Origin of the sequence: Undibacterium sp. 5I2 (assembly GCF_035019605.1) — a bacterium.
Taxonomy (GTDB): Bacteria; Pseudomonadota; Gammaproteobacteria; order Burkholderiales; family Burkholderiaceae_D; genus Undibacterium.
In genome coordinates this window covers 34,225-59,073 of sequence record NZ_JASJVS010000018.1, presented here as the reverse complement: position 1 = coordinate 59,073, position 24,849 = coordinate 34,225, and the positions used below count along the sequence as shown (strand labels likewise).

The 24,849-nt window shown below is 54.2% G+C and carries 22 protein-coding genes; 12 read left to right on the top strand and 10 right to left on the bottom strand.

The window, feature by feature from the left end:
• Window positions 1-235 precede the first annotated feature (235 nt).
• Window positions 236-889, top strand: a complete 654-nt coding sequence (locus QN359_RS08710) for a dienelactone hydrolase family protein (RefSeq protein WP_322250935.1) — start codon at window positions 236-238, stop codon at window positions 887-889.
• Window positions 890-1,122: 233 nt separating this feature from the next.
• Window positions 1,123-2,154 carry a Glu/Leu/Phe/Val family dehydrogenase gene (locus QN359_RS08705; protein WP_322250934.1) on the top strand — a complete coding sequence of 344 codons (1,032 nt, stop codon included), beginning with the start codon at window positions 1,123-1,125 and terminating at the stop codon, window positions 2,152-2,154.
• 60 nt (window positions 2,155-2,214) lie between these two features.
• Here QN359_RS08705 and QN359_RS08700 read toward each other — a convergent pair whose 3' ends face one another.
• Complete coding sequence (locus QN359_RS08700; RefSeq protein WP_322250933.1) at window positions 2,215-3,516, bottom strand: HAMP domain-containing sensor histidine kinase; 1,302 nt, start codon at window positions 3,514-3,516, stop codon at window positions 2,215-2,217.
• Entirely contained in the window at window positions 3,513-4,181 is a 669-nt protein-coding gene (locus QN359_RS08695; RefSeq protein ID WP_322251085.1) for a response regulator transcription factor, read from the bottom strand. The genes QN359_RS08700 and QN359_RS08695 overlap by 4 nt, the downstream gene beginning before the upstream one ends.
• A 255-nt stretch (window positions 4,182-4,436) precedes the next feature.
• Between QN359_RS08695 and QN359_RS08690 the strand changes: the two genes are divergently transcribed.
• Together QN359_RS08690 and QN359_RS08685 are read left to right on the top strand one after the other, a co-directional pair.
• On the top strand, window positions 4,437-6,620 hold the full coding sequence (locus tag QN359_RS08690) for a TonB-dependent receptor (protein WP_323493241.1): 2,184 nt from the start codon (window positions 4,437-4,439) through the stop codon (window positions 6,618-6,620).
• A gap of 126 nt (window positions 6,621-6,746) precedes the next feature.
• Window positions 6,747-7,268: a cytochrome b gene (locus tag QN359_RS08685; RefSeq protein ID WP_322250931.1), complete on the top strand. Its 522-nt coding sequence runs from the start codon at window positions 6,747-6,749 to the stop codon at window positions 7,266-7,268.
• 9 nt (window positions 7,269-7,277) lie between these two features.
• Here QN359_RS08685 and QN359_RS08680 read toward each other — a convergent pair whose 3' ends face one another.
• From QN359_RS08680 to QN359_RS08665, 4 genes are all read right to left on the bottom strand, one after another.
• Window positions 7,278-7,472 carry a hypothetical protein gene (locus tag QN359_RS08680; protein WP_322250930.1) on the bottom strand — a complete coding sequence of 65 codons (195 nt, stop codon included), beginning with the start codon at window positions 7,470-7,472 and terminating at the stop codon, window positions 7,278-7,280.
• Between the two features lie 32 nt (window positions 7,473-7,504).
• Window positions 7,505-8,086 (bottom strand): 3'-5' exonuclease, encoded by a 582-nt coding sequence (locus QN359_RS08675; protein ID WP_322250929.1) that lies wholly within the window; start codon window positions 8,084-8,086, stop codon window positions 7,505-7,507.
• A gap of 65 nt (window positions 8,087-8,151) precedes the next feature.
• Window positions 8,152-8,385 (bottom strand): hypothetical protein, encoded by a 234-nt coding sequence (locus QN359_RS08670; RefSeq protein WP_322250928.1) that lies wholly within the window; start codon window positions 8,383-8,385, stop codon window positions 8,152-8,154.
• The gene (locus QN359_RS08665; protein ID WP_322250927.1) at window positions 8,378-10,876 is read right to left on the bottom strand and encodes an EAL domain-containing protein; all 2,499 of its coding nucleotides are present in this window, start codon (window positions 10,874-10,876) and stop codon (window positions 8,378-8,380) included. The genes QN359_RS08670 and QN359_RS08665 overlap by 8 nt, the downstream gene beginning before the upstream one ends.
• A gap of 241 nt (window positions 10,877-11,117) precedes the next feature.
• On the opposite strand from QN359_RS08665, the gene glyQ reads away from it, so the two are divergent.
• From glyQ to QN359_RS08640, 5 genes are all read left to right on the top strand, one after another.
• Window positions 11,118-12,047, top strand: a complete 930-nt coding sequence (glyQ, locus tag QN359_RS08660) for a glycine--tRNA ligase subunit alpha (RefSeq protein ID WP_322250926.1) — start codon at window positions 11,118-11,120, stop codon at window positions 12,045-12,047.
• Between the two features lie 63 nt (window positions 12,048-12,110).
• The gene (gene glyS / locus QN359_RS08655; protein ID WP_322250925.1) at window positions 12,111-14,252 is read left to right on the top strand and encodes a glycine--tRNA ligase subunit beta; all 2,142 of its coding nucleotides are present in this window, start codon (window positions 12,111-12,113) and stop codon (window positions 14,250-14,252) included.
• Between the two features lie 17 nt (window positions 14,253-14,269).
• A complete protein-coding gene (gene gmhB / locus QN359_RS08650; RefSeq protein WP_322250924.1) occupies window positions 14,270-14,830 on the top strand; it encodes a D-glycero-beta-D-manno-heptose 1,7-bisphosphate 7-phosphatase in 561 nt (186 codons plus the stop codon).
• A 32-nt stretch (window positions 14,831-14,862) separates the two neighbouring features.
• Entirely contained in the window at window positions 14,863-15,603 is a 741-nt protein-coding gene (locus tag QN359_RS08645) for a lysophospholipid acyltransferase family protein (protein ID WP_322250923.1), read from the top strand.
• 17 nt (window positions 15,604-15,620) lie between these two features.
• Complete coding sequence (locus QN359_RS08640) at window positions 15,621-16,490, top strand: SprT family zinc-dependent metalloprotease (RefSeq protein ID WP_322250922.1); 870 nt, start codon at window positions 15,621-15,623, stop codon at window positions 16,488-16,490.
• Here QN359_RS08640 and QN359_RS08635 read toward each other — a convergent pair.
• Both QN359_RS08635 and QN359_RS08630 read right to left on the bottom strand, forming a co-directional pair.
• Window positions 16,405-16,839, bottom strand: a complete 435-nt coding sequence (locus QN359_RS08635) for a hypothetical protein (RefSeq protein ID WP_322250921.1) — start codon at window positions 16,837-16,839, stop codon at window positions 16,405-16,407. The genes QN359_RS08640 and QN359_RS08635 overlap by 86 nt on opposite strands.
• Window positions 16,840-16,956: 117 nt before the next feature.
• On the bottom strand, window positions 16,957-17,163 hold the full coding sequence (locus tag QN359_RS08630; RefSeq protein ID WP_322250920.1) for a hypothetical protein: 207 nt from the start codon (window positions 17,161-17,163) through the stop codon (window positions 16,957-16,959).
• A 219-nt stretch (window positions 17,164-17,382) separates the two neighbouring features.
• On the opposite strand from QN359_RS08630, the gene gloA reads away from it, so the two are divergent.
• Window positions 17,383-17,781 carry a lactoylglutathione lyase gene (gloA, locus tag QN359_RS08625; protein WP_322250919.1) on the top strand — a complete coding sequence of 133 codons (399 nt, stop codon included), beginning with the start codon at window positions 17,383-17,385 and terminating at the stop codon, window positions 17,779-17,781.
• Window positions 17,782-17,801: 20 nt separating this feature from the next.
• Here the strand turns inward: gloA and QN359_RS08620 are convergent, their stop codons facing one another.
• Together QN359_RS08620 and QN359_RS08615 are read right to left on the bottom strand one after the other, a co-directional pair.
• Window positions 17,802-19,127: an MFS transporter gene (locus tag QN359_RS08620; protein WP_322250918.1), complete on the bottom strand. Its 1,326-nt coding sequence runs from the start codon at window positions 19,125-19,127 to the stop codon at window positions 17,802-17,804.
• Window positions 19,128-19,338: 211 nt separating this feature from the next.
• The gene (locus QN359_RS08615) at window positions 19,339-20,880 is read right to left on the bottom strand and encodes a tryptophan halogenase family protein (protein ID WP_322250917.1); all 1,542 of its coding nucleotides are present in this window, start codon (window positions 20,878-20,880) and stop codon (window positions 19,339-19,341) included.
• Between the two features lie 227 nt (window positions 20,881-21,107).
• Here QN359_RS08615 and QN359_RS08610 point away from each other — a divergent pair, with 227 nt between their 5' ends.
• Both QN359_RS08610 and QN359_RS08605 read left to right on the top strand, forming a co-directional pair.
• The gene (locus tag QN359_RS08610) at window positions 21,108-23,525 is read left to right on the top strand and encodes a TonB-dependent receptor (RefSeq protein WP_322250916.1); all 2,418 of its coding nucleotides are present in this window, start codon (window positions 21,108-21,110) and stop codon (window positions 23,523-23,525) included.
• A gap of 113 nt (window positions 23,526-23,638) precedes the next feature.
• Window positions 23,639-24,823, top strand: a complete 1,185-nt coding sequence (locus QN359_RS08605) for a cation:proton antiporter (protein ID WP_322250915.1) — start codon at window positions 23,639-23,641, stop codon at window positions 24,821-24,823.
• Window positions 24,824-24,849: the final 26 nt, after the last annotated feature.

The window sequence follows — 24,849 nt, the reverse complement described above, 5'->3', positions numbered from 1 at the left end:
AACAATTTTATTGCTTGTCGGCGATAAGCCGGGGCAGCATGCATGATCGTCGGCCAATGTGCCGAGAGCTCGCTGAAGTATCACGATTTGAAACCGGCAAGTCAAGGGACTAAAAAGACTCAAAGGTCTAAAATAACTCACGTGACTCAGCAGTACGATTGCGGCACGACTTGCCAATCTCGGCCGAGTCCGGTAGGCTGCGCCCTCTTGCATTTTTCTATAGAGTTTGCTGTCCGTGTCTTTGTCTTTACCTTCACCTGCCGCATCGTTTCCAAGCACCGCAGCGCCTGCCACCTTGTTGCTCGCCACCGATGTCTTCGGCAATACCCCGGCCGTAGCCGGCTTGGTACGTCAACTGGCCGTACCGACCTTGGTGGTCTCGCCCTTTGGCAGCAAGCCACGATCCTTTCGTTCTGAGCAAGAAGCGTATCAAGCCTTTCTCGCCGAAGGTGGCGTGGCCGCCTACGCCCAGCTCTTGCATGCGGCTCTGCTGCAGCAGCCGGAATTACACTTTGCCATCGGTTTTTCGGCTGGCGCGAGTGCGCTGTGGCTCAATAGCCCACGCCCTGTCATGGCCAGCTTGCTGCAAACGGTTTTATTTTACGGTTCGCGCATCCGCGACCATCGCACCCTGCAACCACAAAGTCCGGTGCGGCTGATCTTTGCCCAGCAGGAAGCGGCCTTCGATGCGGCGGAACTGGCGCAAGATTTGCGCGCGCGCGGCCATCAAGCCGAATTAGCTAGTGGCACACGACACGGTTTTATGAATTCATATTCACGCGGTAGCCATATTGCAGCACAAACGCACTATATGACACAATTAATCAGCCTGTTACAACAAGGGAAGCGCAGATTTAATCCAAGGGAAGCGCACTGCTGCACCGCCTGAACATCGCAGACTGTTTGAGTTCGGCGCGACTCTCCCCTATACTGTCGACGCGCGACACCATCGCGCCATGCAGTAGCGCTGGCGGCAAAACCGCTGGCAATTTGCTGCTGAGCCGGCACGTATCATTGACGGTTTGACCCCAACAGTACGATCAATTTCATTCACTTTTTTGCGGAATCAGGATTTTGCCTTACCCGGCAAGCTCAATCTGTCTTCCGCGCGGAGCCATCAGCATGACCGCTTTTGTATTTAACGAAATCAATTTCGACCAACACGAACAAGTCGTGTTCGCCTCTGAAGCCAAATCCGGCCTCAAAGCCATCATCGCCGTCCACAACACCACGCTCGGCCCTGCCATGGGTGGCTGTCGGATGTGGAATTACAGCAGCGAAGCCGAAGCCGTGCGCGACGTGCTGCGTCTGTCACGCGGTATGACCTATAAAAATGCCGTAGCCGGCCTGCCTGTCGGCGGCGGTAAAAGCGTTATCATCGGCAACCCGAAAACCGACAAAACCCCGGCCCTGTTTGCAGCCCTGGGCGAAGCCTTGGAACGTTTGGGTGGCCGCTATGTGACGGCCGAAGATGTCGGCACCAGTCCGCAAGACATGGCGCATGTCGCCGGCAAGACTAAGTATGTGGCCGGTTTGGGTGAGCGCGGCGATCCTTCACCATATACGGCACTTGGCTGTTTCGTCGGTGCCCAAGCGGCAGTCAAGCATCAGCTCGGGCGCGACAGCTTGGAAGGCTTGACCGTGGCAGTACAAGGTCTCGGTCATGTCGGCTACGATTATGCGCGTCGCTTACACCAAGCCGGTGCCAAGCTGATCGTTGCCGATATCGATGCCGCCGCGGTGGCCCGCGCCCAGCAAGAACTGCAGGCACGCGTCGTGCATGTCAATGAAATCTATGATGTCGCGGCCGATATCTATGCTCCTTGCGCTCTCGGTGCCACGCTCAATCTCGATACCCTGGCACGTCTGCAAGCGCGCATCGTCGCCGGTGCTGCTAACAATCAGTTGGCCAGTGCGGAAATCGGTGCCGCTTGTCGCGCGCGCGGCATTCTGTATGCGCCGGATTTCGTTATCAATGCCGGTGGCATCATCAAGGTCTGCTATGAATATATGCAAACCCCAGAAGCCGGCATGGATGCGCATGTGCGTCGTATCGGTGAAACGCTGGCAGAAATTTTTAGTCGCGCCGATTCCGAAAACTTGCCGACCAGTGTAGTGGCCGATCGTATTGCCGAAAGTCGCTTCAAAAAATAACTGTTTGTTTGCGTAAATCAGCCGCCCCGTGGGGCGGCTTTTTCGTTAGCGCGCTACCGATCACGCCGCAAACACCACACTGACGAGTAAGCCCGGTCCGCTCTCGGGTTCGGCCAGTATGACTTGGGCATGGTGTTGATCGGCGATTTTCCGCACGATGGCCAAACCGAGACCGCTGCCACTTTCAGCATTGCGCTCGACACGATAAAAGCGATCGAAAATCCGCGCGCGATCGGTCTGCGGAATGCCACTGCCGTTATCGGCAATCGACACGCAAGGCTGCGCGCCACGCCGACCGACTGCCACATCGATGCGGCCATGTGCTGGCGTATAGCGAATCGCATTGTCGAGCAAATTACCAAACAGGGTAAGCAGTGCATCTTCATTACCGCCCACGCACAGCGTTTCTTCGCTGACTTCGACACCGAGATCAATGTCTTTATTTTCTGCCAGTAAAGAAAATTCACCGACTAATTGGCGCAGCAAATGCGGTAAATTGAGCTGACTGTTCCAAGTCTGCGCTTCATGATTACTTTGGCGCGCCAAGGTCAGTAATTGTTTAACCAAATGAATAGCCCGATTGAGGCGCTCATGTAATTTCACAAAGCCGAGGCGGCGCTCGGCTTCCTCCTCGCAGCGCTCGACTAATTGCAGTTGTAATTTCAGCGCTGTCAGCGGAGTCCGTAATTCATGGGCGGCGTCGGCGACAAACATTTTTTGTAACTGTATCGATTCATCGAGGCGCGTCAACAGCGCATTGGTGGCGTCGACAATCGGCATCAATTCCGGCGCGTAGAGGGCATTTTCCAAGGGGTGCAAGACATGCACCGAACGTTCGCCGAGCGCCTCGGCCAATTGCGTCAGCCCGCGCAGACTGCGGCCGACCACCAGCCAGATCAAACCGGCTAACAGCGCGATGAGGATCAGTAAAGGAATCAAGGAACGCAGCGCCAAGCTGTATTGAATGCTTTCCCTATCCGCAATCAACTGCCCGACCTGTACCAATTGTTGATGATTTTCTTCGCTGTAAATACGCCAGGCGCGAGCGCCAAAACTGACTTCAAAAAACCCGGTTTGTGGATAGCGTGGCAGGTTCCGTGCCGGATTCGAGCTGAACACCATGGCATGCGCGGGGTTCCACACTTGCACGACGATTTTTTTGCCCGGATGACGATCGTCGGTCTCACTGTTTTGTGGCGACATATCGAGCGGAAATGAACGGACGATTTGCTTGAGCTGGTAATCGAACAATTCATTGGTTTCATGCCGAACTTTGAGAAAGCTGCCGATGCCGACAGCCAGAATCGCCGTCACCATGCCCGATATCAAACCCAATAATAATTGTTGGCGTATGCTTCTCATTCATCGCACCTGAGGTTCAATTTGTAGCCGACACCGCGTACGTTCTTGATGAACTCAGCCCCGAATTTTTTACGCAGCGTGTGGATGTAGACTTCGATGGTGTTGCTCTCGATTGTATCGTCCCAGCCGTAAATACTTTCTTCCAAACTGGCTTTGGAAATCACTTTGCCTGGCGTACTCAACAAGCTCAGCATGAGTTTGAATTCATGTGCCGATAAATGTATGGCTTGGCCATGCAGGCTGACATCGTGCGTAGACGGGTTGAGGATCAGGCCGGCATGGCGGAATTCTTCCGTGGCCGGTGCCACACAGCGGCGCAATAAGGCACGCATGCGCGCATACAGCTCATCGAGATCAAATGGTTTGACCAAGTAGTCATCGGCCCCACTGTCGAGACCGAGAATACGCTCTGATGTCAAATCACGCGCAGTAATGATCAATACCGCCGCCGTGCCACCGCCTTGACGGTATTCGGCCAACACGGTCAGGCCCGATTTTTCCGGCAGCCCGAGATCGAGCACGATCAATGGATAGGCCTGCGCCGACAAGGCCTGTTCGGCGGCGCGGCCGTCGCGTACCCAATCGACTCGATACTGTTCCTTGCTCAATCCTTCGAGCAAGCTCTCCCCTATCATCTGGTCGTCTTCGATCAGTAACACGCGCATCGGTGCGTTTTCCTCATGGTTTGCTGGTGCTTCAAAAAAAATTTCACCTGATTGAGACATAGTTTTGTCTTAGAAGAATTAAGTTTGCCTTAATTAACAGCAAATACAACAAAGACGAGGCAAGAATTCGCTTGTCTTTTTCCTGTAACAAATTCTGCCTACGATGCCATCCATTGTGAAAAACAAAAGCAACACTCTCGGTTTATTCGTTCATTCCAATTTGTTCCAATTCATTCCATACAGGAAATACCTACAATGAAGCAGCTTCAACTGAAAACAATGACACGCCACATCCTGGCCGCCACGCTCAGCATGTCGCTGGCCGCGCCGGCGCTGGCTTGGGCCGATGCCGAAGCAGAAGCCGATACCAGCATCGTCACGATAGCCGGTGCAAAAAAATCGCCGGCCGCCAGCGCCGCTATCTCACAAGGTTCGCTGACGGCCCGTTCGGCGCAGTCAGAAATCAGCGATGAATTCGTCCGCAATTACACCGTACCAACTGCCGATTTCAGTCAAATCCTGCAAATGGCACCGGCCATGTACAGCTATAGTCCGAATGGTCCGGGCTTGGGCGATACCAAAACTACGTTCCGCGGATTTTCCGACGGCGACTATTCGATTTCTTTCGACGGCATTCCCTTCCAAGACACCAATAGCCCTAGCCATCATACTTGGTCGTTTTTCCCAGCCCCCTTCATCGGTGGTGCGGTGATCGATCGCAGCCCGGGCTCGGCAGCGACCATCGGCCCAGCCAATTTCGGCGGCTCGGTGAATTTACTTTCGCGCAATTTAGAAACGCAACAACGCATCAGTACGACGGCTTCTTACGGCAGTTGGAACACCAGCCTCATCGGTGCCGAATACGAGAGTGGCCAGATCGGTCGCGACGCCAACTCAAATGTGCTGCTCAACGTGCATGAGATGAAGTCGGATGGCTATCAAACCCTCAACAAGCAGCAGCGCGATGCATTTTCCGGCAAATACCAATGGAATGCCACGCCCGACACCACGCTCACTTTGTTCGGTTCCTACATCACGGTGCATTCGAATACGCCGAGCACAAAAGCCGCCACGCGCAGCGATATCGCCGCCTTTGGCGATAATTATCTGTTGTCGTCCGACCCGAGCAAATCGAATTACGTCGGCTACAACACTTACCATGTAACCACCGATTTTGAATACATGGGTATTTCATCCAACCTCGGTGGCGGTTGGAAGCTCGATAACAAAGCCTATACCTACTACTATCATAACCAAGAATTTTACCCGGGCGCGACGATTCCTCTGACCAAGGCCAACACGGCGGCCAATAACAGCGGCACCGACAAAACCAATGGCTACCGTACTTACGGCGATATTTTCCGCATCAGCCAAGAAACCGAGTACGGCACATTGCGCGCCGGTGCCTGGGTAGAAAATGCCGCAACCAATCGCTACCAAACGCCGACCAACCCGCTGACTTGGGTCGATTCGCTGCTGCCTAACTTTCATGAAACGATTTCCAGCACCATCATTCAACCGTTCGCCGAATATGAATACAAGGTCAGCAGTGCACTTAAAGTCACGGCCGGCCTCAAATATTCGACCTATCGCCAGGATTTGACACAGTTTGCCGACAATGGCAAAACCGTCGGCAGTCTCAATGGTGCGGCGTCGATCGAACATGTCGCCAACTACCGTACCGTGCTGCCCTCGATTGATGCGCATTACCTGATCGCACCGAACTGGTCAGCCTATGCCCAGTTCGCCACCGGCGATGAAATTCCGCCGACCAGTGTGTTTGATGTGAAAAACGCCAATGTCACGGCCTTACCAGCCTCGATCAAGAGCAAAACCACGCAAATCGGCTCAGTTTGGAAAGGCGATCGTTTCACTCTTGATGTCGATGCCTACCGGATTAAATTCGACAATGCCTATTCATCGAGTACCGATGCCAGCGGCAACACGACTTTCTACGCCAACGGCAGCTCAGTCAGCCAAGGTGTGGAAGCGGAAAGCACCATCGTCATCGGTGGCGGTTTCAATCTCTACGTCAACGGCACCTATGGCAGCGCCAAGTATGCCGACAGTGGCATGTGGGTACAAAATGCGCCGTCCGATACCGAAACACTGGGTTTCAATTATGTGAAAAATGAGTGGAACCTCGGCTGGTTCACGAAGCGTGTGGGTAAAACCTTCAACGATAATGGCGGCACGCACGAAGCCGTCGCCGTCAATCCGTTCGTGGTGTCTAACTTGTTCGTCAATTATTCCTTGAAAAATATTTCCAACTCACTCAAGGGTGGCAAGTTACAGTTGAGCGTAAATAATCTGTTCGACAAGCACAGTATTGTTTCGGTCACCCCAGCGAGCAAAACCACGGCCGTATCGGCCGCCGGCGATTTGCTGACCTTGCTGCCAGCGCGCAGCGTGAGCTTGGCATTGACACTGGACTTCTGATCGTCAGATAGGTTCCATTCACTCAGAGCGCAGCTGATGCAGATCAGACTGCGCTCTGTCAATTCGCCTGGCAGGGCTGGTTCATGCTAGGCTTCTGTTCTGTTACTCATTCGTTTCATCGCCCCCATGACTACTCGTTACGACAACACCACCATTCTCTTACACTGGCTCTCGGCCGCCCTACTGCTGGCACTCTGGGCCCTTGGTCAAACCATCGATTGGTTCCCCAGCGGTTCGCCGCGGGTACTGGCACGCAGTCTGCATATCAGCACCGGCGTGTTGTTGACCGTATTACTGGTGTATCGCCTGTTCTGGCGCAGCCATGGGGGGATTAAATTGCCACCCGCGGCCAGCGGCTGGCAACAAACCAGTGCCGAGCTGCTGCATAAAGTGCTGTATCTGATGCTGGCAGTGGTATTGATACTCGGTTTGTTCAATACCTGGGTACGTGGCGACAATCTGTTTGATTTGTTCCGCCTGCCATCCTTCGCGCCGGGCGATAAGGCGCTGCGCCATCAAGTCGAAGACTTGCACGGTTTGGCTGCCAATATCTTACTGGCAATGGCCGCATGTCACGCCGCGGCCGGTTTGTTTCACTATTTCTTCTTGAAAGATCAAGTCTTGCAACGTATGTCTTGGAAAAAATAAGACCGGCGTTCAGCTCTGGCGCGGCGGTTTGTCGACAAAGCCTTCACACGGCTTGCCCGAGGCCTCGATCACATCGAGCATAGGCTGGCGCTGACTTTTCAGACCGAAAGCGCGGCAGCCGTAGCGAAACTGCGGGTCATGGGTGATGAAATAGTGGGCGCATAGGCGGCAGTTGCGCGGGCGGGCGGCTTGATCGTCTGGCATGGAATCGCTAGGAGTGAAGGAATGACGTGGAATCAGGAAGCTTGGCGCGCCAACCAGCGCCGGTAAGTCAGTAAAGCAACTTGGGCGTCATTGGCAGCGTACAGCATCTGACGCTCGGTTAACGGCCGCTGGGCCCAATTCGAGGTCGAGGTTTTCTTGGATTTCGACATTTGCATGCCGAGGAATTTCGCCACGGCCGATTTCGCCCCCATGTCACCGTGTTTGTTTTCACGCATGGCACGCGACAAATCGAGCACATTGGCGGTAACAATGGCAAATTTGCTGTTCAAGTATTTCAAATCATCGGCCAAACCATAGCCGACTTTGAGTATCTGCGGTGCTTCGAGTATGGCTTTCACCTGCGCGACATCGCTGCCTGCACTGACTGGAAATAAAAACGCGCGCTGCTCGGTGGCCAGTTGGATCAGGTGCGGGCCATCGTTATGCTGGCCCTTATTGAATACCGGTTTGGTCTCGGTATCGAAGCCTAATATTGTGGCGGCCGACAGCTGGGCATAGGCGTAGTCAGCCGTGGCAGCGTCTTGCACCAAACAAATATCGGCGAGGGCGATGCCGGGATAGGCCGGCAGGGGAGTGTCGAGTTCTGGATTCATGCGCTGATCATAAGCGAAATCATGGTTTTTTGGCAGCGCTGGCGCAGAGTTTTTTCCTCAGCCGCTCAGCTCGGCGGCACCGCGCTGTCGATACGTCGCCGCCGCCGCGGCGCATCCGCGCTGCAGGTGATGAGCAAAGTCTGGCCGTCGGGCAAGGTGACCGCAATATTTTCCCGTCCATATTGCTCGAAATGATAGAGCGTCGCCGTGCCGATGGCGGCCGACTGATGCAGTTCTGCCGTCGCCAGCAATTGCGACAAATCTTCCGAACGACCCGCTTGCCACTGTAATTTACTCATCTCGGCCTCCTCGGTTTTCACTGTAGTACTGGGCAAACGCGGCGGCATCCATGGGTTTGGCAAAATAATAGCCTTGTACTTGGGTGCAGCGCATGGTTTTCAGCAAATCTACCTGCTGCTTCTTTTCCACGCCCTCGGCCACCACATTCAAGCCCAGGCTCAGACCCATGGCGATGATGGCGCTGGCGATGGCGGCATCATCGGGATTGGTATGAATATCGTTGATGAAGGATTTATCGATTTTCAATTCATCGATAGGAAAACGGCGCAGATAAGACAAACTGGAGTAGCCGGTGCCGAAATCATCGAGCGAAATCGAGAGCCCGAGATTTTTCAAGGCGCGCAGAGCAATCAGGGTGCTGTTCACGTCTTGCATGACCATGCTCTCGGTCAGTTCCAAGATCAAATGCCGCGGATCGGCCCCGGTGCGATGGATGATGGCCGCGATGCGCTCGGCCAAATCCTCTTGACGAAACTGACGCGACGACATATTGACAGCGATTTTGACCTCACTGCCCAAACTATTGCGCCACAAAACTTGCTGACGGCAAGCTTGCGCCAGCACCCATTCACCGAGTGGCAAAATCAAACCGCTTTCTTCTGCCAGCGGGATGAATTCGACCGGATAAATCAAACCGATTTGCGGATGATGCCAGCGCACCAATGCTTCAGCACCAATGACTTTTTTGCTCAGCAAATCGATTTTCGCTTGGTAGTGTAAGGTAAATTCTTCATTTTCCAAGCCGCGCCGCAGTGCCCCTTCCATATTGAGGCGGCTGATCGCTGTCACACCCATTTCGGGTACAAATTGACGCGCACTGTTGCGACCATGTTCTTTCACGCGGTACATGGCAATATCAGCATAGCGCAACAGAATTTCGCCATGGTCGCCATCGCGCGGATACACGGAAATGCCAATGCTGGCGGTGACGAAGACATCGCTGCCGTTAATCGCAATCGGCCGCGATAAGGAATGCAGAATTTTTTCCGCCAGCAGATCGACATCGCTACCTTCCGGCAGATCGGTCAAGACAATCACAAATTCATCGCCACCGAGACGCGCCACGGTATCGGTATCGCGCACACATTGGTTGAGCCTTTGTGCGACTTGCTTGAGCATTTCATCACCGGCCCCATGACCGGAGGCGTCATTGATGAGTTTGAAATGGTCGAGGTCGAGCAGCAGCAAGCCGACTTGCAGATTCTTTTTCTTGGCAAAGCCTATCGCCTGGCTGATGCGGTCACTGAGCAGATTGCGGTTGGCCAGACCGGTCAAACTGTCGTGAGTCGCTTGATATTCGAGCTCGCGCTGGTAATTGACGCGTTCGCTGACATCATTGATGACACTGACGAAATGCGTGGTCGCAGCACCCTGTGCATCCTTGACTGGGGAAATATGCAGTTCATTCCAAAACTGGCTGCCATCTTTGCGGTAATTGCGCAGCAGTGCTTGCCCCGGGCGTTTCTCGCGCAAAGCGCTGCGTATCTGTTCCAAATCGGGCTGTGCCAAATCTTCGCGCACCAGAAAGCGCCCTTCCCGCCCGATCACCTCGGCGGCCAGATAGCCGGTAATGCGCTCGAAGGCAGGATTGACGTAGACGATGGAATGGTCATGTTCATCGCTGCGGGTGATCATGATACCGTTGCTGCTGGAAACCAGCGCCTGTTCGCGCAGTAATAAAGCCTGTTCGACTTCTTTGAGTTGAAATTGCTTATCACTGATGTGCTGACGCAGCGCGATCAAATGGGTCAGTTCGCCCGCCTCGTTGCACAGTGGGCTGACCACCTGACGCGCAAAACTGCTACTGCCGTCTTTGTTACGCACCAACACATCGCCATGCCAATGTTGACCGGCACGCAGCGCGGTGAAGGTTTGCCGGTGCTGCGCATCGCTGGCTTCATCAAGATTCCACAGTTGGCATAAGCCGCGCACTTCAGGGCTGGAAAAACCGGAACTGTGGCGATAACTGGCATTACAGTATTCGAGCTCACCGTGGGCATTGGTGATGAGAATGGCAAACGGACTTTGCTCGACCAGCAAAGCCAATAATTCCAGATGAGCTTGCAGATTGCGCTGTTCCGGGGCCGTCATCAAAGCCCGTAGCGCCCGCGTCAATTCGCTGACGAAGCGGTCGAGCATACCGCGCGCCGGACTGCCCAGGCCCAGCTCGAAACTGGCGCTTAGCTTCAATTGTACCTGCTGCTCGGCCGCCGCAGGCAAGGCCAGCTGCAACTGTAAGTGCTGCAATTCTGTCGCGGCCAAGAGCGGCCCCTCGGCGTGATACGAAATGCTGGCAGCCCCCTCTTGCAGCATGATTTCGACTCGCGCATACCCCGCCCGGCGCACCAAAATACGACAAAAGTCCTCTGCCATGGCGGCCAGATCGGTCCGATACCACAGGCAATCGCTCAGCTCACCAAGCAAACCGTACCAGTCTTCCCGCCTGTGCGATTCTGCGTCTGAAGAACCGCCCTGCACGCTCGTATTCATCTGCTGTCTGGTTCCATTTTGATTGCGATAGAAAACTGCACCAAGTTTTTATACCTGCAAAAAAAGTTTGCCGCAATGCAAACTTCCTTATAAATCACCAAAAACAGACGCTTACCGATTGCGCATCGCAGCAAATGCGTGCTACGCCAGCGTTGGCACCCCATATCTGAGGTAAAATTGACGGTTCGGTAAATCATTATTCTCCCGCTTCCGATTCGGAGCGCTTAAGGCAGACAGCACGATGCTCACATTTCAACAAATCATTCTGACATTGCAAGATTACTGGGCCAAGCAAGGCTGCGCCTTATTACAACCTTACGATATGGAAGTCGGTGCCGGCACTTCGCACACGGGCACGTTTTTGCGCGCCATCGGACCGGAGCCTTGGCGCGCCGCCTATGTGCAACCGTCGCGCCGCCCCAAGGATGGTCGTTATGGCGAAAATCCGAATCGTCTGCAACACTATTACCAGTACCAAGTCGTGCTCAAGCCGGCACCGGAAAACATCCTCGATCTGTATCTCGGCTCGCTGGCCGCGCTCGGCCTCGATTTGCAAAAAAATGATATTCGTTTCGTCGAAGATGATTGGGAAAATCCGACGCTTGGTGCCTGGGGTTTGGGCTGGGAAGTCTGGCTCAATGGTATGGAGGTGACCCAGTTCACTTACTTCCAGCAAGTCGGTGGACTCGACTGCAAGCCTATCCTCGGTGAAATCACCTACGGTATCGAACGTCTGGCCATGTATTTGCAAGGTGTCGACAATATCTACAACTTGGTTTGGACCGAGCGCGAAGAAAACGGCCAAACCGTACGGCTGTCGTATGGCGATGTGTTCCACCAAAATGAAGTCGAACAGTCTACCTTCAGTTTTGAATATTCGAATACCGATTTTCTGTTTTCCTTATTCACCAACTATGAAGCCGAAGCCAAGCGCTTGTTGGCGGTAGAAGAAAAATCGCTGGCCTTGCCGGCCTACGAAATGATACTCAAAGCGGCCCACACCTTCAATTTGCTCGATGCGCGCGGCGCGATTTCGGTGACTGAGCGGGCCGCTTACATCGGCCGCATCCGCAATCTTTCGCGTGCCGTCGCCGCCGCCTATTACGCTTCGCGGGCAGCACTGGGCTTCCCGATGTGCGCGGCCGACGATCAGCACAAGCCGGTGCTCTGAGCCGCCGTCGATACACGATCAATTTTGGATGCCGGGGTAATCCGGCACGCAGGAAAGTGAAATATGAAGCAAACATTATTAGTCGAATTATTTACTGAAGAATTGCCGCCTAAAGCGCTGGCAAAACTCGGTGCCGCCTTCGCTGCCGGCGTCGCCGCCGGCCTGCAAGCGCGCGATTTGCTCGAAGCCGATGCAGTGGTCAGCAGCTATGCCTCACCGCGCCGCCTGGCGGTGTCGATCACGCAAGTGCGCGCCATCTCGCCCGACAAACTGTTGCGCGAAAAAGTATTACCAGTCAGTGTAGCGATCGATGCCGCCGGCCAGCCGACCGCACCGCTGGCAAAAAAATTGGCAGCTATGGGTTTCCCTGAAGTACAACTGAGTGAGCTCGAACGCGCCGTCGATGGCAAGGCCGAAAGCCTGTTTTACAGCCATACCGCCGCCGGTACCGCCTTGGCACCGGCCTTGCAAGCCGCGATTGCCGAAAGCATTGCCAAATTACCGATCCCGAAAGTGATGAGCTACCAGCGTCCGGATGGCGAAACCGTGCACTTCGTGCGCCCGGTTCATTCGATATTGGCTTTGCATGGTACGACCATCGTGCCTGTGCATTTGCTCGGTTTGGACAGTGGCCGCATCACGCGTGGTCACCGCTTCCTGTCGGCCGGTGAGATCAGCATCGCCCACGCCGACGACTATGCCGCCGTGTTACAAGAACAGGGCAAGGTCATCGCCAGCGTCGAACAACGCAAACAATTAATCAGCGCCGCCTTGTTGGCCAAGGCCGGCAGCGATCTGGTGCTGATGCCGGAATCCTTACTCGATGAAGTCAGTGCCTTGGTCGAATGGCCGGTGGTGTACGAATGTCATTTCGAAGCCGAATTCCTCAGCGTGCCGCAGGAATGCCTGATACTGACGATGCAAACGAATCAAAAGTATTTCGCCCTCACCGACAGCGCCGGCAAACTGCGTTCGCGCTTTTTGATTGTCTCGAATCTGGCGACCGACGATCCGCGCTTCATCATCGAAGGCAATGAGCGCGTGGTACGCCCGCGCCTGTCGGATGCAAAATTCTTTTTCGAGCAAGACAAGAAAAAAACCTTGGCAGCGCGTTTGCCTCTGCTGGCCAACGTGGTCTACCACAATAAACTCGGCAGTCAAGCCGAACGCACCGAACGCGTGCAAGTCTTGGCCGGCAAAATCGCCGCGGCACTCGGTACCGACGTCGCCTTGGCCCAGCGTGCCGCCTTACTGGCAAAAACCGATTTGCTGACCGATATGGTCGGGGAATTTCCTGAATTGCAAGGCATCATGGGCACGTATTACGCGCTGCATGACGGCGAACCGGCCGATGTCGCCGCGGCCGCTTCAGAACATTACCAACCGCGCTTTTCCGGCGATGCCCTGCCAGCCAGCATGACCGGCACGGTGGTGGCCTTGGCTGATAAACTCGAAACCTTGGTCGGTATCTGGGGCATAGGTTTGCAACCTACCGGCGACCGCGATCCGTTTGCGCTGCGTCGTCATGCCCTGGGCATCTTGCGCATGCTGGTGGAAAAACGCCTGCCTTTGTCGCTGACGGATTTACTCAGCGACAGTGCCGCCGTATTTGCCGGCAATGCGCAGTTCCGCGATCCGAGCGCTGAAGTACTGAACTTTCTCTATGAGCGTCTGCGTGGTCTATTAAGAGGATATGATGGAACTGATCAAGTCATCGCTTTTGGAAATGAAATTAGAGCATCTATTAACAAGCTCAGCGCTATAAACGAAATTGAAGCCATAGTCGCGCAACAGCCCGATACGCTGGCCAATATCGTCGAGCGCTTGGCGGCAGTCCAAGCCTTTGCCGCGCTACCGGAATCCTTGGCACTGGCGGCTGCCAACAAGCGCATCACCAATATTTTGAAAAAAGCCGACAGCGTGCCGAGCACCGTCGACGCCAGCTTGCTGAGCGAAGTGGCGGAACAAGCGCTGGCCGCCGCTATGGCACGCGTCAAACCGGGCGTCGATGCGGCATATGCCGCAGGCGACTTTACTGCGGCGCTGAAAATGCTGGCCGCCTTGCGCGCCGAAGTAGACAGCTTTTTCAATGATGTGATGGTCAATGCCGATGATCTGGCCTTACGCAATAATCGCTTGGCACTGCTGGCGAGCTTGCATTTGATGCTTAACCAAGTTGCCGATATTTCCAAGTTGGCGGCGTGAACGGGGAACGCAAACCGATGAAACTGATTATTCTCGACCGCGATGGTGTCATCAACCAAGATTCTGATGCCTTCATCAAAGCACCTCAAGAGTGGATCGCTATCCCTGGTTCGCTGCCAGCGATCGCTCGGCTTAATCAAGCCGGCTATCGCGTCGTGGTAGCGACGAATCAGTCGGGGATCGGGCGTAAGCTGTTCGACATGGCGACGCTCAATGCCATTCATCAGAAAATGCACAGCGCCGCGCAACAAGTCGGCGCCACCATCGATGCCGTATTTTTTTGCCCGCATATGGCCGATGACTGTTGCGACTGCCGTAAGCCGAAACCTGGCATGCTGCAGGAAATTGCGCGCCGCTATGATGTCAGTCTCAAAGGCGTACACAGTATCGGCGATTCACTGCGCGATTTGCAAGCCGGTTTCGTGATGGGCTGCGTGCCGCATCTGGTATTGACCGGCAAGGGCCAAAAAACCTTGGAAAAAGGCGGCCTGCCACCCGGTACCAAGCAGTACGCCGATCTGGCTGCGGTAGTCGAGCACTTGCTCGCCGCTGATGCCGCACCTGCGCCTGACGCCTGATATTGAACCTGTTTGTGATTGTTGGAGACAAGATGCTTCGCTTTACCCGCCTGTTACGCTCTATGCTGTTTTTGTTGTTGATGATCGTTGCCACTGTTATCTGGGCACCGATCAGCATGCTGTTCGCCTTCCTCCCCTACAATCAGCGCTACTACATCACGGCGCGCTGGAATGTCTTCATCATCTGGTGCGCGCGCGTAGTCTGCGGCATACGCTATGAATTCAAGGGCTTTGAAAATTTCCCGGATGCGCCGGCGATTATTTTATCGAAACACCAATCGGCGTGGGAAACCATCTTTCTCTTGATGGCGACGCCGCGCCCGCTGGTCTTCGTCTTCAAAAAAGAAATCACCTATATTCCATTTTTCGGTTGGGCCATCTCCATGCTGCGCATGATTCCTATCGACCGCAGCAAAGGCAAGGATGCTTTCGCCCAGGTTGTGACGCATGGAAAAAAACGCTTGGCCGATGGTCAGTGGATCATCATGTTCCCGGAAGGCACGCGCATTGCGGTCGGTAAAAAAGGTAATTACAAAGGCGGCGGTGCCCGTTTGGCAGTCGAAACCAATACGCCGGTAGTGCCGATCGCGCTTAATTCCGGCGAATGTTGGCCGAAAAATTCCTTCATCAAAAAACCAGGTCTGGTCACGGTGTCGGTTGGTGCGCCGATTTATCCGGGGAACAGCACGCCGGTGGAATTGATGCAGCAAGTCGAAGCATGGATAGAAGCCGAGATGCGTGTGATTTCACCGCAAGTGTATCGTGACAAATAATCTGTGTTTGGCATGGAATGAAAACCCGCCTCCCGTCTATCATTGATATGGTGCAGCGTGCGCTGCAGCTCGAGTTATTCGGCGAGGTGCACAGTCCGGAGCGCCGCGTAGCACCACCGCAGTTGCCAAAGCTGCCAGCGCAAGCAGTCACACCACCTGCCACGGGTTCCAGACAACGCCGCATTCTTTTGGAAAATACTTGGGTCGAGTACGAATTACTGCGCTCCAAGCGGCGCAGTATCGGCTTCCTTATCCATGCACAAGGCCTCAGAGTAACGGCCCCGCGCTGGGTAACGATCGCCGACATCGAACTGGCGCTCAATGAAAAACAGTCGTGGATCGTGCGCAAGTTGGGCGAACGGCGCGAGCGCAGCGCACGCAAGCCGAGCGCCGCCTTGCCATGGCAAGATGGCACACGACTGCCGTATCTCGGCGATGAATTGTCATTACGCTTGCTGCCTGGCCCTGCTCGCAGCAGCAATCGTGAGCAGGACACCCTGTTACTGTATTGTGCAGATACCAGCTCGCAAGCGCAAATCAAAACTGCATTAGAAACCTGGCTGCGACAGCGTGCCCACGCTTACTTCACGGAGCGCCTGCCTGGCTTCGCCGAACAACTCGGTGTGCAATACCAGAGTATGCAATTATCATCGGCACGCACGCGTTGGGGATCTTGCACTTCACAGGGAAAAATCCGGCTGAACTGGCGCTTGATCCATTTCTCGCCACATATTATCGACTACGTCATCGTCCATGAACTGGCCCATTTGCGCGAAATGAACCACAGCCCACGTTTCTGGGCTACCGTGGAATCGGTGTTTCCCGATTATCACAGCGCGCGCCAACAGTTGCGCCAGCATGCGGCGGCGGATTTGCCGGAGTTTTAAGATCAAAACACGGTGCGGTGCTTTGGCGCTTCAATGCCGGCAGCAAGATCAGCAGCATCAGCACTGCGTACAGTAGCGATGCTGATAAACTACCCAAACCGGCCAACGCAACAGTGACTAAACCCGTGTGTGCGAGCAGCAGGCCGCTGACATAACATAGCGCCAGCAAGCAAAGAAACGGCACCAGCAAGGCGATGAGCAAGGCCCAACCAGCATACGCTCGTATGCGCGGCAGCGACGCCTGCTTGGCCATGGCGAACTGCTGCTCAATTTGCTCGGCGGTCAAGCCACGTAACTCGGGTGCGAACACAAACGCCAGCCATCTGCATGGTATGTCGGAAAGCATCATTCTCGTCTCCTGCAGCAATTAATCAGAGACAGGCCTACACCACAGGCCTGTGAATCAATACGATTTGTTCGAGGTTTGTATTCCTACAAAAAAATCGCTACGCTTGCATACTATGCCTTATGCACGACCAAAGGTGCCGCCCGATAAGGCATATCCTACTGATATCGCAACGCCAACAGCGAATCCTATGGCCGCACCAAGCAAACCGCCAATTGCAGCTCCCGTCACTGTACCGGCCCAACCACCTGCAGCAGCCATAGCAATGTCGCCGGATACGGTCGCCCCAGCAAGCTGTTCAATCTCAATCAGCGTCAATTCAGGCATCATCATCTCCTTGTGTGTCACTCAATTACCGAATAGGCTACTCAATACTAATGACATCAAGGCAGCACGTCTAATCGATTTATTTGATGATTTTTTCAGCTCAATTAATGCAAGCGATTGGGCTTGAGCAAGCGCAGTGTCCTTATTCCCGACACAATACGCGAGGCTGAAAAAAGTCGTAAAATCAAACCTTGTCTCCGCCCATTTACCAGGAATACCATGCGCATCCTCCACACCATGCTACGCGTCGGCCATTTGCAACGCGCGATCACGTTTTACACTGAAGTTCTGGGCATGCACTTGCTGAGTCAATCCGATAACCCTGAGTACAAGTACACTTTGGCGTTTCTTGGGTATGGCAGCAATCCCGAGCATACCGAACTTGAACTGACCTATAACTACGGCGTCGAGCAGTATGAAATCGGCACCGCCTATGGCCATATTGCGATTGCTGTACCCGATGTCGCCGCCGCCTGCCAGGCTGTCAAAGAACGTGGCGGTAAAGTCACGCGCGAAGCCGGCCCGGTCAAGGGTGGCAGCACCGTCATCGCCTTCGTCGAAGATCCTGATGGCTACAAAATTGAATTGATACAGCGCAGCTCAGAGGTGAGCCTGTAAACACGGCTGCGCTGCACGCTCTACAGCGCTGCGGTGCCGAGCTCGTCGCCGCTTTGCGGCGACTGGTAGAACGGTGCAAACCAACATACCAAGAATGAGGGGATGGTGGCCAGCATGACGAAAATAAAGTAATGCGTGTAACCTAGCCATTGCTGCAAATGTCCACTGAGGACGCCGGTCACCATCATGCACAAACCCATCAAGCCGGTACCGAAGGCGTAGTGGGTGGTGGTGTATTTGCCGGGAGCGAGTTGCTGCATCATGTAAATCATGAAGCCGACCGAACCGAAGCCGAAAAAGAATTTCTCTATCGCCACCCCAGCGGTGATCGCCAGCAAGCTGCTTGGTTGATAGATGCTCATGATCAAAAACGTGACATTGGGAATATTCACGGCGCAACACAAGAGAAACAAACTGGACTGCAAGCCACGGCGCGCCAGAAACCAGCCACCCAGCAAAGAACCGAGTAATACGGCAATCAGACCATAGGTGCCGTATATGATGCCGAGCAATTCGTTGTTCAAACCTAAGCCCCCTTGCGAGACCGGATCGACCATAAAGAAGGGGCCGATTTTTTCCAGAAAGCCTATGCTCAAGCGAAACAAAAATGCGAAGGCGATCATCAGCCAGATACCGCGTTTTTTGAAAAAGCTGCTGAATGAATCACGCATGATGTGCAGCGCCGCTTTGGCATCGGTCGGTGTGTGCTGGGCTTTGGCACCCTCTGGCATCACTCGTTTATGCCAGAACGCCATCAAAATATTCACTGCCGCAACGATGGCGAACACCACTTGCCAGGCATCGCGCCACTCTGGGCCGAAGACGGTGGCATCGTGGTGAAAAAAGTCACTGTGTAATTTGCCGCTTAAATACACCAAACCACCGGAAGCGATGATGGGACCGATATTCCAGCTCAAACCCTGGATGCCGCAGTACAAGGCTTGCATCTTGCCATCGAGCGAAGTCACGTAGACGCCATCAGAAGCAATATCTTGCGTCGCACCAATAAAAGAAATCCCCCAAAACAGCAGCATCAGAATGGCCATGTAATCAGGCAAGTTCATCGCCAATGCCACGCCGGCAAAGCCCAGGCCTATGCTGATTTGGCTGCAAATGACAAAGAATTTTTTGGTCCGGTACATCTCGACGAAGGGGGCAAACAGTGGTTTGACGGTGTAAGCCAGAATCAGGTAGCTGGCATACTGCGCCGCTTTGGCATTATCCATGCCCATGTTTTTGAACATGATGGCGGTGACGCTGGTGAGCGTCATATACGTCAGTGCCATCGTGAAATAGGCGGTCGGCACCCATAACAGGGGTGAGGCGGTGGGTTTCATCGCTTGCATGTCTCAACTTTCGTTTTTTTAATTGTTCCAACCCTTGATCTACAGAAAGCCAAGGTGCTGAGCTTGACTATCATTGGTCTCTTGCAATGATTTTCAGCCGATTTTGATGCGATTACCATCCCTCACATTCCGCTTGAAAAGGTTTTCAAGCGGAAGAATAGCATGAAATATGGCGTACAAGCATCAATTTGACGCCTATACCGCAAGGCCTCTACTTCATAGCTGTTGCTTGCATCTGTTCGATCAATGCGCGATGCTCAGGCAAATCCTCGAGCGCGTGCCGGGACATCTGGGCGATCATGTCAAATTCGCGTTGCGCGTCGCTGCTGCGGGTCCAGAGCAAGGAATTGCTGGCAAGCGTAGTCTTGAATTCCATGCCATAAAGCACGTATTGCCAACTAGAACATGGGTACATTTCCACATCACTGATAAAATCGAGCCGGTGCGGTGCACGGCTACGCCACATGGCCAATTGTTCACTGAGTTTGCTGCTGCCCGGTGCCAGATTGTCTATCCAGAACGCACTGTCACGGCGCTGTGTAAGGCAGTAATGTAATTTGATGAAATCGACGATGCGCTCGTAGCGTTGGCGCATCATGTCATTGAATACTTTCGCCACCGGGGCTTGGTTGCCATCGGCTGGAAACAGATAGCTGATCAGGTAAGCCGCGGTTTCGACCAAGCCTATGCCGGACGCTTCCAGAGGTTCGAGAAAGCCACCCGATAAACCGACGGCGACGCAATTTTTCACCCAGGCTTGGGGCCGATAGCCGAGCGCGAGGTCAATCTTGCGTGCCTGCAGTTGCGCCGCCGCCGGCCCGATATAATCACGCAAAGCTTGCTCGGCCGTCACATCGTCGGTGTGCCGGCTGGAATACACATGACCGACGCCACGGCGCTGCTGCAAGCCTATATCCCAAATCCAACCGGCTGTTTGTGCGGTCGCCATTGTGTAAGAGGGAATCGCGCTGTGCGGTTCAGGATACGGTACTTGCATCGCCAAAGCGCGATCAACGAACAGCACGTCGTCGACCGATTTGAACGGCGAACCCAAGGCCTTGCCAATCAGCGCGGCACGAAAGCCGCTGCAATCGATATATAAATCGGCCTGCAAACGACTGCCATCGCTGCACAGTAAGCTGGCGATGGCACCGTCTTGCGCCAAGTCTACTTGCTCGATGGTCGCCTGTCGGTGTACAACGCCCAGCGCGATGGCATGGCGCTGCAATAATTGAGCAAATAATCCGGCATCGAAATGGTAGGCATAATTCATCGGCCCGAGGTAGGCCGCGTCGCTGCTGCGTTTGGGTGCACGGCCGGCATCGGCCAAGGTTTTTTGCATGGTGGCAGCGGCGGCAAACGCCACACCGGCCGGTGCCGCACCCTGCAACCAATACGGTAACAGTTCGGGTGCACCGGCGCGTTGACTGGGTGAACTGAAGGGATGAAAGTAATGGTCTGCACCGGGTGTACCGGGTGGGCGTAGCCAATCAACAAATTTAATTCCTTGCTTAAACGTGGCATTACACTCGCGCACAAAACACGCTTCGTCGATGCCGATCGCCGCCAGTGTGCCACGCAAGGAAGGGAAACTCCCCTCCCCCACACCGATACTGGCAATTTCCGGCGATTCCACTACCGTAATGGCCACCGCACCGGCCGCAGCAGTGCCGAGCGATTTGGCTAAGAAGGCTGCGGTCAGCCATCCGGCCGTGCCACCACCGACGATCAATACATTTGAAATCGTTTTCATATTTATCTCCATTTTTTTGTTTTATGCCTTGAATTACGCCGTCTTTCCGGTTGCTAATTCGCAACAAGACTGAATAATACGTGAAATATGTCGCAATATTCGGCTTTTAAATTGACAGTAAGCATAAATAATCTTTACTATGAAATCGGTTTCACGCATTGAAAACCATTTCAAAGCAACACATTATGCCCGGCATACCGGCACCCCTACACGTAGACAGGAGACATATGACAACACGCCCCCACCACGCCCGTAAGCATTTGGGTACACCAATACAACTCGCTGTTTTGAGCTTGATCGCCGGGCTACATTCGGCCCAGGCGCAAGAACAAAACAGTGCGGCCCAGCAAAATAAAGCAGCGGCCGACAGCAACACCATTTCCGAAGTCCTCGTCACTGGCACCAAGCGTTCCACTTCGCTGCAAAGAACGCCGGTGGCGATCACGGCTATCAATGCAGCCGCGCTCGAAGATGCACATGTACAAACGATACAAGACGTAGTCAATCTGGTTCCTGGTTTTTCTGCCACCGCCCAAGGCGATCATGGCGTGATCACCATGACCATACGCGGCGTCGGCAATGACAGTGCGAAAACCGAATATGCTGATCCTGAAGTGGCGACCTTCGTCAACGGCATCTACGCTCCGCGTCCGGAAGGCGCGACGACCTTGTTGTTCGACATGGAAGGCATAGAAGTGTTGCGCGGACCACAAGGTACCTTGTGGGGTCGTAATGCATCGGTCGGTGCGGTCAATATGCAGACTGCCAAACCGATCCTCGGCGAACAATCGGGTAATTTGGAAGGTGGCTTAGGTAGTTTCAAACGCAGCGGCGTGCGCGGTGCCTTCAATTTACCGGTCAGCGACACCATGGCTTTGCGTTTCGCCTTCGTGAAAGAAGCGCATGATGGCTATGTCGATTACCAAACTTTGCCAGCCATTTCCTTGGCCAGCCAAAAAACCGCTTATGCCGCCTCGAACAAGGGTAGCCTGACCGGTTTTCAAGCACTGAATCCGAATCTGTTCGTCACCAATGGCCCGAAATACGGCGCGCAAGATCAAAGTGCCGCGCGTTTAAGCATGTTGTGGAAACCGACTACCGCGCTGACTTGGAATGTCTCGTATGAGAAGTATACCGATCGCGGCACACCGAACATGAATCTGATGCAAACACCTCGGACTGGCCAAAACTTGTGGTCGGCCCTGATCGATACCGCCCCATATGTCGAGCGTGATTCCGATTCGCTGCGCAGCCGTATGGATTTGACTATCGGTGACTCGATGTCGCTCTCTTATATTGCCGGTTACTCGAAATTCAGCGGTTCTTCGCGCTATGATCAAGATGGTGGCGCGGCCGTGCCGACCAGTTTCACTACCGGTGCCACACATCAGGAAAACAATACCGTCTCATCCAACTATGTCAACTACAGCCACGAGCTGGAGTTGCAATCGACCGGCAAGCGTGATGTCGATTGGTTGCTCGGTTTGTACTACGGTGCCGAAACCAATGATATCCGTTTCGATATTCCTATCATCAACGGCACCCAACAAGGCAGCGTCGGTTGGCAGGGTTCCTTCATCCAACCGAAAGAAACCGTGGAATCCTCGGCGGCCTTCGGTCAAGCGACGTGGAATGTCAGCGATCGTCTGCATCTGACCGGCGGTTTGCGTTACACCAGCGACAAACGCACCAATGTCGGCGGCAATGGTTACACTTGGAATGGCGACGCCAACGTTTCGCAAACACCTTTGAGTGGCAATATCAACCCAACGATTGCCGGCCAAGGCTACAGCCCAAGCTCGCCATCGAATGACGGCACTTATACCGGCAGCAAAGTCACCAGCTTGGCACGCATCAGCTACGACTTCGATCAAAACAATATGATCTACGCCAGCTATTCGACCGGTTATAAATCCGGCGGTCTGCAAGATGGTGGCAAAACCTATGGTGCCGAAACGCTGGCTAACTACGAAATCGGTAGCAAACATACGTTCTTGGGCGGTACGGTCAAGATGAATAATGCCTTGTACTTTGAAAATTTTAAAGGCTTCCAGTTCAGCGCACCGGTCACCAATCCTGACGGTTCGCACACGCTGGCGACCAGCAATGCCGACGGTGCCAAGATCGCCGGTTTCGAAACTGAAATTGCCGCCAAACTGAGCAAAGACGATAAGGTGCAAGTGTCCTTGGCGTATACGCCGAAAGCCACTTTGGGCAAACTGATCGGTGGCTCGAATGATTACGCCTTGCCGAAATGTGTCGCCGATCCGACCATCAGCACTTGTGTCGATGTCACCGGTTTCACCATGCCGCATACGCCGAAAATTCAAATCCAAGTACAGTATCAACACAGCTTCCATCTGGCTGCCGATGCCACCTTGACCCCACGTATCAGCGTGCATTATGAATCCGAAAGTGGTCTGAGTGTGTTCAGCGATTACTTCGGTGCACCCGATAAACAAGCTGCGTATGCCCGTACCGATCTGGGTTTGCGTTATGCCCGCAATAATTTTTATATTGATGCTTTTGTCCGTAATGCCAGCAACAGCAATATCAAAACCAGCGCGCAAAATGGCTTCTCGGTTTGGCAAGCGCAGTACTTGGCACCGCGTACTTTCGGCTTTAATACCGGCGTTGATTTCTGATCGTCGTGGCCGTGCTGGCGTTTCGCGCCAGCACGGAGTGATTTTTTATTTTTTCTCTGTTTCCTCCCTTGCCTGTGCAATGGAGGTTTTTTTTTCAGCGCGAGACGCCCTACATGAATACCAGTGAAACTTTTCTCATCGCCATGAGCATTATCTTCAGTCTGCCCTATTTGATCTGGCGTCTGTTGCGTACCGATTATTGGGCACCGCTGGTGGTGGTGCAAATTCTGGTCGGCATCGCACTCGGTCCGGGTGCCTTGGGTGCCGTGTTTCCCAGCGTTTATCAGAGCATCTTCACGCCGCAAGTCAGCCTGGCGCTCAATGGTGTGGCTTGGTGGGCGGTGATGTTGTTCGTCATGCTGGCGGGAATAGAATTGGACTTGCAACAATTGTGGCAACATCGCGTGGAAAGCGGCGTGACTGCCGCGCTGGCACTATCGGTACCGATGTTGGCCGGCTGTGCCGTGGCACTGGTCTTGCTGGCGGCTGGCGGCGAGTGGAGTGGGCTGCAGGCGCAGCCTTGGCAATTCGTGCTGGGCATAGGCATGTCCTGCGCCGTCACTGCCTTACCTATCTTGGTGTTACTGATGGAAAAACTGGAAATTCTGGAAACGCCTTTAGGGCAGCGAATTCTGCGCTACGCCAGCCTCGATGACATCGCCATCTGGGGTGTGTTGGCGCTGATTTTACTCGACTGGCAACGGGCGCAACGGCAACTGCTGTTTTTGCTCGGCTTTGCCCTCGCCAGTTGGCTGTTGCGCCGACTGATGCCGCGCCTTGCCGCACGCGACCGTTGGCCACTGCTACTGATTTGGCTGCCACTGTGCGCCTATTGTGCCGATTGGTCGGGCTTACATTTCATGGTGGGAGCCTTTTTAGCTGGTTTGGTGATCGACCGGGCTTGGTTCGTGGCGGCCCAAGTTGAGCAAGTCCGCAGTCTGGTGCTGCAATTGTTGATGCCGGTATTTTTTCTCAGCACTGGTCTGCGCACCAACTGGGAAGCCGGCAGCAGTGCCATTCTGTTGGCTGCAGCGCTGCTGTTAAGCGCAGCCATCGGCGGGAAATTATTGGGTATGCAAATCGCCGGCCGCTTGCTGAAGTGGCCGCGTGGAGAAGCGCAGATGATAGGCTGGCTGCTGCAAACCAAGGCCTTGATCATGATTATCTTCACCAATGTCTTGCTCGACAAAGGCATCATTTCCAACGCCAGCTTCACGGCCCTCTTACTGATGGCGGTGCTCAGCACCATGCTGACGATACCGGCGGTGGCACCGCAGTTGCAGCGGTCTCAAACATAGGGAGGGGCACGACGGCCCCGTCGCGA